We start from the raw sequence: 7664 nt of genomic DNA, 5'->3' as shown, positions 1-7664 counted from the left end.
ACAACTGCTCAAGATGCGTCGCATGCAGATTAACCAGACGCACGGCTTGCTGTACGAGTTTGGCGCGGCAGTGCATCGCGGCTCGCACAGCATGAACGACGCGGCCCGCATGCTTGGCGAGCTGGCCGACGCTTTGCCCGCCATGGTCATCGACACGCTTCGCGAACAACTGCAGCGTATCGAAGCGCTCACGCGCGACATCCGTGCCATTGAACACCGGCTCGCAGCATGGTTGCGCCAGGACGAAGGGGCCACGCGGCTCGCCGCCATTCCGGGTGTGGGCCTGCTCACGGCGACTGCCGCCATTGCCACCATCGGCGAGGCGAGTACGTTTCGCTCCGGGCGCGAGTTCGCCGCGTTCCTCGGTCTGGTGCCACGGCAAAGCGGCACGGGAGGTCGCGTCAAGCTGCTGGGCATCAGCAAAAGAGGCGACGTGTACTTGCGTACCTTGCTGATTCACGGCGCGCGCGCAGTGCTCTCGCATCCGAAGCGCCTGAGCGACGCGCTGCAACGTTTGCTCGCGCGACGACCGTTCAATGTAGTGGTCGTCGCGCTCGCAAACAAAACGGCACGCACGATCTGGGCGCTGCTTGCCCACGCTCGAACGTACCAATCTGGTTACGTGGCTCACGCTGCGTAGAAGATCAACTAACTATGGAGACGTGGTCGCTAACAGGTTGCGCAGGTTGATATACATGTGATGGCGAAACAGGTCGGACCGCGGGGAAGCAAACCTGAATTCTGTCTTGTCCTTCGAGGACTCGCAGGAGATGAGGACTTCCCCGGCAGATTCCATCAGGGCCAGCGGATCACCATCCGCACCACAGGCCGGATATAAGTCTGCAACCTCATCCTGTCCGTCACACACCGAATATCACCTGGCAAACCGGGAGGCGTCCATATAAGACAGACATGCATTTTCGAAACAAGGGTTGCTTAGGGGCTTTGACTGCCGCGTTCGTAGCGGCACTGCTCAGTTCGCATGCCATGGCAGAGAAACGCTATGACAGAGGAGCGAGCGACACCGAGATCAAGATCGGGCAGACATGGGCGCTCAGCGGTCCAGTCGCATCGGAGGCCTACGAAACGAAAGTGCAGGCCGCGTATTTCGAGCGCCTGAATGAGAAAGGCGGTATCAACGGCCGGAAAATCCGCTTCGTCACGTTGGACGATGGCTACAGCCCGCCGCGAACCATGGAGCAGACGAGAAAGCTGGTAGAGGAGGATGGCGTACTGTTCATTGCCCTGCCTTTTGGGTCGCCGACCAATGCGGCGACTCAACGTTACCTCAACGCCGCCAAGGTGCCTCAGATCCTCGTGACGAGCGGAGGATCTCGATTCGTTGACGCGAAGACCTGGCCCTGGACGACCGCCGCATTGCCCGCTTATCAACGGGAGGGCGCTATCTATGGGCGCTACGTTGCCCAGCTGGCGGCAGACCCGGCTTCCTCCTCGCACGCTCCGAAGGTCGGAATCCTCTACCAAAACGATGATTTCGGCCGGGATTTCGTCAAAGGCGTGAAAGCGGGCATGGGCGCCAAAGCCGCCTCGCTGATCGTAAAAGAAGTGAGCTACGAGCCCACCGATCCAACGCTCGACTCGCAATTGATTTCGCTGAAGGCATCCGGCGCCAACGTCTTTATGAACTTCACCACGGGACGTGCAACGAGCCTGTCCATCCGCAGAGCATATGAAATCGGCTGGAGGCCGCTGCAGATCCTCGACTCGCCCTGGGCATCGATCGAAGCGGTGCTGAAACCCGTTGGCCTCGAAAAGTCCACAGGCATCATCACGGCGAGTTACTTCAAGGAGCCGAGCGATCCTGCCTACTCCAACGAACCCAGCATGGTGCAGTTCGTTGAGTTCATGAAGAAGTATGTGCCGGACGTGAATCCCCGGTCCAGGAATGCGGCCATCGCCTATTTTGATGCCTCGCTTCTGGCCAGAATCATCGAGCAATCCGGCGACGACCTCACTCGTGCCAACATCATCAAGCAGGCTACCAGTTTGAGCAAAGTAGCCAGTCCCTTCTTGCTGCCTGGGATCACGGTGAATGTCGGCGACTCGGATCGCGATCCCATCAAGCAGTTCCAGATTGTTCGCTTTGATGGGACCAAATGGGTGCCGCAAGGCGCGCTTCTTTCGAATTGAAATACCGCGGCGTATGGATTCTGATGAATGATCACGACCACAGCACAGTCGAACGCGACGGAGAGATCCGCCAACGAGCGCCAAGCGTTCTTGGAGGGGCGGTGATGGACGCTGAAAACACGGGGGTGATTGGCTCTTGCCTACCTCTTCTGCGCATCAGGGATGTCAGCGTCCGATTCGGGGGCGTCGTCGCCCTCGACAAGGTCTCCTTCGACGTCGAAGCCGGACAGATTTGCGGACTCATCGGGCCGAACGGCGCAGGCAAGAGCACGCTATTCAACTGCTTGTCGAGGCTGTATGACTGCAACGAGGGGAGCGTCGAAGTCGGCGGCATATCCACACTGTCGAGACCCAGGCACGAGATCGCGCACATGGGTATAGGTCGCACGTTCCAGAACCTTGCACTCTTCAAGACCATGTCTGTGCGTGAGAACGTGCTGCTCGGCGTGCATGGCCGGGTGCAACCGCGTTTCTTGGCAAGCGCTTGGCGATTTCGTTCTGAACGCGTTGTCGAAGCGGACCATCAGCGGCGCGCGCAGGAGGTTATCGATAGCGTGGGGCTGGCGGCCGTCGCGGAACGCACAGTGTCGGAGCTGCCCTTTGGCACACAGAAGAGAGTGGAGATGGCGAGGGCCCTCATATCGCGTCCTCGCTTACTTCTGCTTGATGAGCCCGCGTGCGGTCTCAATCACGAGGAAGTCGAGGCGCTGGGGGTGCTCCTGCAAGATGTACGGCAGCGGTTCAAGCTCGCGGTGCTGCTTGTGGAACACCACATGGGCTTGGTGATGTCAATTTCCGACAAGGTGGTCGCGTTGAATTTCGGTCGCAAGATTGCCGAAGGCACGCCGGAAGCGGTACGCAATGATGGTCGAGTTATCGAGGCCTACCTGGGCAAGTCAGCGGAGCATTCCTATGTTGCTTGACGTGACTCAGCTCGCGGCCAGGTACGGCTCAACAAGCGTGCTCCATGGTGTTGATCTTCAGGTGGATAACGGCGAGATCTGCGCTCTGCTCGGTGCCAATGGAGCGGGCAAAACAACCACCTTGCGTGCCTTGTGCCAGTTGATGGTCAAGACGGAAGGCAAGGTGACTTTTTCCGGGCAAAGAATCGATGGCTGTACGACCGAGCGAATCGCAAGGGCGGGAGTGGCTCATGTTCCGGACGGAAGAGGAACTTTCCTTGGATTGACCACTGAAGAAAACCTGCTCCTTGGCGCGAGTTCGCGAGGCGGGGCGCGGGCCATCGCTTCCGATATCGAGAGGATGTACGGCTACTTTCCGCGCCTTCGCGAGCGCCGTAAGCAGCAGGCCGGCACGCTCTCCGGCGGCGAGCAGCAAATGCTGGCGATTGGACGTGCGCTAATGGGGCGTCCAAAACTGCTGATGCTGGATGAACCCTCGTTCGGCCTGGCCCCCCTGGTCGTTCAGGACATCTTCAGCATCATGCGGCGGATCAACAGGGAGGAGGGCATGGCGATCTTGTTGATCGAACAGAACGCCAACATCGCGCTGGATCTAGCGCACCGCGCTTACCTGATTGAACAAGGCCGCATCGTCATGAGCGGCAAAGCCGACGACATGCGCAAGAACGCGCGCATTCGTCAAGCCTATCTAGGGGACTGAGAATGGAAGCATTTGGCCAACAGCTTCTCGCTGGAGTAGGCACAGGCAGCATCTATGCGATCGTGGCGCTCGCGCTCGCAGTGATCTACCAGGCGACCCATCACGTGAACTTCGCTCAGGGGGAAATGGCGATGTTCTCGACGTATCTCGCATGGGTATTGATCCAGGCTGGCATTCCGTACTGGGCCGCGTTCCTCGTGACTGTCGCCGTTTCCTTCGTCATGGGGGCGGTGTTGGAGCTGGTCGTGATTCGACCTCTTCGCGACGCCCCAGATCTGTCCATGGTGGTGGTATTCATCGGCCTGCTGGTGACTTTCCACGGCATGGCCGGTTGGCTCTTCGGCTATGACAGCCACGACTTCCCCAGTCCGTTTGCCAACCTGCCATGGGGATTTCCACAGCTGTTGTCGGCTCATCAGGCCGGCTCGATTGCGCTGACATTCTTTTTGGTCGCCTTGTTATTCGCCTTTTTTTACAGAACGAGCCTCGGATTGAAAATGCGCGCGGTTGCGCAAAATCGCGTTTCCTCTCAGTTGGTCGGCATTTCTGTCGGCAAGATGCTGATGCTAGGGTGGGGCCTCGCTGGAGCGATCGGCGCTGTATCGGGCTTATTGGTGGCGCCGATGGTTTTCCTGGACCCGTCCATGATGATGGGAGCGGTTCTCCATGCATTCGCCGGCGCCTTGTTGGGCGGGATCGGCAATCCTGCTGGCGCCGTTGTTGGAGGATTCCTGGTCGGAATTTCCGAAAATCTGCTGGGGACCTATGTGGTCGGCACCGATCTAAAGCTATCGATAGCGCTGTTGCTGATCGTGGTCGTTCTGATATTTGCGCCGGACGGCCTATTTGGCCGCCGGGTCGTCACGAGGGTTTGATCATGAGCAATTTCCTCGATCGTGCATATACCGCACAGCGTGCCGTTGGCATTCCGTTCCGCCTTTGCTGGGCGGGATTGTTCGTGGTCGCGGCGGGCGTGCTCTTTGTCGGTAACGGGTATCAGCTTTTTCAAGCGACGATGCTGCTGGCGTATGCGGTCTCTCTACTCGGCCTAAACCTGCTGACCGGCTACAACGGGCAAATCTCCCTCGGACATGGAGCATTCTTTGGCATTGGTGCTTACACGGTTGCGATTCTCATGGATCGATTTGGTTTGCCCTACTGGCTCGTGGTGCCGCTGGCCGGAATCGTCTCGCTGGTCATTGGTTACGCATTTGCCTGGCCAGCACTCAAGCTCGATGGAATCTACCTGGCGTTAGCCACTTTTGGCCTTGGCGTGGCGACTCCACAGCTTTTGAAGTGCCGCTTACTCGAACAATGGACAGGCGGTGTTCAAGGCATTGCAGTGATCAAGCCAGAGGTGCCATTGGGGTTGCCTTTGTCGCAGGATCAGTGGCTGTTTCTGTATGCGGTTTTGATCTGCGCGATCGTGTTCTGGATGGCCAACAACCTTCTTCGGGGGGCTGCCGGTCGCTCCATGCGCGCGATCCGTGACCATGCGCTGGCGGCCGAGGCAACGGGTCTTAACATAACGAGCGTCAAAACGAAGACCTTTGCCTTGTCCGCCGCTTATACGGGCGTGGGTGGCGCCGTTTCAGCACTGGCGGTGCAGTTCGTGGCGCCCGATTCGTTCTCCCTGTTTCTGTCAATCACTCTCCTGGTCGGGATTGTCGTGGGCGGTGTCGGAACGCTGTGGGGCGCCGCTTTCGGCGCGGTCTTCATTATGGTGATTCCTGCTTTTTCGGAGAGCGTTTCCAAGTCAGCCCCTTGGGTCGTGTATGGGGTGCTTCTGATTGTTTCAGTCTATGTTCTTCCTGGTGGCATCGCGGCCCTGGGCAACCGCTATCGCCTGATGAGGTCGCATCGCTAATGTCCGTGCGCCGAGCCAAAAGAAGACAAAGAGAAAGTGACATGAAGAAGATAAACGCAGCCGGTTTGGCAGCGTCGGCAATCCGCGTCGCATTCGCTCGATCCAGCGTGTCACGCTGCGAATCGATTCGTCGTGACTGCGAGGCCGTTGCGCGATGATGCCGACGGATCGCACACCACAGAGCGGTCTGCCCGGCGCTCTCTTTGACCTGGCCGGCAGGAAAGTTGTCGTGACCGGTGCTGCATCCGGCTTGGGCCGTATGTTTGCCGAAGCGCTTTCCCAATCTGGCGCAGCGGTGGCTTGGGTCGATCGCGAGGCGGAGGCGCTCGCGGCCTGCGAGGCCGTAGGCGTCTGCGATTGCCGCGTTGTCGCTGATCTTGGCGACGAAGCGGGCGTTTCACAGATGGCAGAAAAAGTCCTTGCCTGGTGTGGCGGAAAGCTAGACGTGCTGATCAACAACGCTGGCATCGCAACTCGGCCCGGGCGTTTGCTGGACGTCCAGGCGAAGGACTGGGATCGTGTCTTCGCGATCAACTTGCGCGGCGCCTTCCTGGTTACGCAGGCACTGCTGCCGGCATTGATTCAGAGCGGGCGCGGTTCAGTGGTGAACATCAGTTCTTATCTCGGCACCGTCGGTGTCTACCCAGGCTTCCCAGTCACCGCGATTCCCTATGCGGCATCGAAAGCCGGACTGATTGGCTTCACGCGGCAGCTCGCAATCGAGTATGCGGCCGAGCAAGTGCGGTCGAACGCGATCGCGCCGGGCTGGCATAGTGGCACGCGCCTTGGACGTGAGCGCGACACGACGGGCGGCGCCGCGGCCGTCGCGCAGATGGACGCCTTTGTCGAGCGGGAGGTGCCGCTCGGCTATAGAGGTAGGCCGGCTGACCTCGTGGGCCTCGTCATCTACCTTGCGAGCGATGCCTCGAGCTATGTCACGGGTCAAGTGTTTGTTCATGATGGCGGCATAACCGCCCGCTAACTCAGTGAGGTGAGCCGCTGGCGCAGCCGGAGACTCGCCCTGGTTTGTGACCTATACGATGGTCATTGCAAATGCGTGGTTGGCTCTTGCTGCACGCAGCGATGGCCTGTTCCGTTGTCGGCACGTCGAAGCGCCCATCATTGCGTTCCCGCTGATCGGCGTCATCGGCTCAGTGCACCACTTAGCTCCCGCGGTTGAGTTCGCGGTTCAGCGCGGTCATTTCGTCGGTGCTCGGGAAAGCGGGGTACGCGCTGAGTCGATCCATGAGCGCTTGGAGGTTCTGCGGCGCACGGGCCTTGTCCGCTGCCGCCAGCGCTTTGCGCAGGTCATGCGCTGTCAGGGAGGTGCAATAGGCCGGCGTGCCCGGCTGCTGACGCCAGGAGTCGGCAAGGCTTCCCGCATCGACCGGCTCGAACCCGGTTTCGTCCACCAGCGTCTGCGCGATCGCCTTGGCGGCCGCGTCATCGCCAGCAACCGGTACGGCAATGCGATCGGCTGCGCCGCGCGGTTTTCCCCCGTCCGCAAGCACGCCAGCCAGAATGGCGTTAAACGTCTTCACTACCGGGCGGCCGAACTGGGCGCTAGACCAGACGCTCTCGGGCTTGCCGTCGTCGACTTCGGCGATATTGCCGTCGCGCACGGGATAGTAATTCGAGGTGTCGATGACGACCACGTCCGCCGGCACATCGGCGAACAGGCCGGCGAGCTCCGGGTTGTTCTTGAAAGGAATGGAAACGACGACGACGTCGACGTTCTTGACTGCTTCGTCCGGGGTGACCGGTTCCGCGCCCACCTTTTGGGCCAATTGGCGTAGTTCGTCGGGGGTGCGGGTTGAGGCCAGCTTGATGCTGTGCCCGTTCGCGGAAAATTTTTGCGCGAGCGTTGCGCCGATGTTGCCTGCGCCGATGATGCCTATTTTCATGTTCGTCTCTTCCTAAGTGTCGCGAGTGTGAACGGCTGTGAGAAACCGACACTAGACGGCGGCATCGATCAGAGATACCGAATGGTCCAGGTCTGCTGAGCGGTTTGGTAATGGTTTGT

Annotated in this window: 8 protein-coding genes; 7 read left to right on the top strand and 1 reads right to left on the bottom strand. The window is 59.7% G+C overall.

What is annotated here, in order from left to right; genetic code table 11:
- The 7 genes from HDG34_RS38400 to HDG34_RS38370 all read left to right on the top strand — a co-directional run.
- Positions 1-640: IS110 family transposase (locus HDG34_RS38400; protein ID WP_184069168.1), on the top strand; the 640-nt coding region annotated here is incomplete at its 5' end.
- Between the two features lie 272 nt (positions 641-912).
- Complete coding sequence (locus tag HDG34_RS38395) at positions 913-2151, top strand: ABC transporter substrate-binding protein (protein WP_184069165.1); 1239 nt, start codon at positions 913-915, stop codon at positions 2149-2151.
- A 104-nt stretch (positions 2152-2255) separates the two neighbouring features.
- Positions 2256-3074, top strand: a complete 819-nt coding sequence (locus HDG34_RS38390; RefSeq protein ID WP_184069171.1) for an ABC transporter ATP-binding protein — start codon at positions 2256-2258, stop codon at positions 3072-3074.
- Positions 3058-3774: an ABC transporter ATP-binding protein gene (locus tag HDG34_RS38385; RefSeq protein ID WP_184069174.1), complete on the top strand. Its 717-nt coding sequence runs from the start codon at positions 3058-3060 to the stop codon at positions 3772-3774. The genes HDG34_RS38390 and HDG34_RS38385 overlap by 17 nt, the downstream gene beginning before the upstream one ends.
- A gap of 2 nt (positions 3775-3776) precedes the next feature.
- Positions 3777-4649 carry a branched-chain amino acid ABC transporter permease gene (locus HDG34_RS38380; protein WP_184069162.1) on the top strand — a complete coding sequence of 291 codons (873 nt, stop codon included), beginning with the start codon at positions 3777-3779 and terminating at the stop codon, positions 4647-4649.
- Positions 4650-4651: 2 nt separating this feature from the next.
- On the top strand, positions 4652-5641 hold the full coding sequence (locus HDG34_RS38375) for a branched-chain amino acid ABC transporter permease (RefSeq protein WP_184069159.1): 990 nt from the start codon (positions 4652-4654) through the stop codon (positions 5639-5641).
- A gap of 154 nt (positions 5642-5795) precedes the next feature.
- Positions 5796-6623: an SDR family NAD(P)-dependent oxidoreductase gene (locus HDG34_RS38370; protein WP_184069156.1), complete on the top strand. Its 828-nt coding sequence runs from the start codon at positions 5796-5798 to the stop codon at positions 6621-6623.
- Positions 6624-6804: 181 nt separating this feature from the next.
- Here the strand turns inward: HDG34_RS38370 and HDG34_RS38365 are convergent, their stop codons facing one another.
- A complete protein-coding gene (locus HDG34_RS38365; protein WP_184069153.1) occupies positions 6805-7545 on the bottom strand; it encodes an NADPH-dependent F420 reductase in 741 nt (246 codons plus the stop codon).
- Positions 7546-7664 lie beyond the last annotated feature (119 nt).

This window comes from Paraburkholderia sp. HC6.4b (assembly GCF_014200875.1).
GTDB lineage: Bacteria > Pseudomonadota > Gammaproteobacteria > Burkholderiales > Burkholderiaceae > Paraburkholderia > Paraburkholderia tuberum.
The sequence above is the reverse complement of the archived record's forward strand: the minus strand, read 5'-3'. Positions and strand labels throughout refer to the sequence as shown.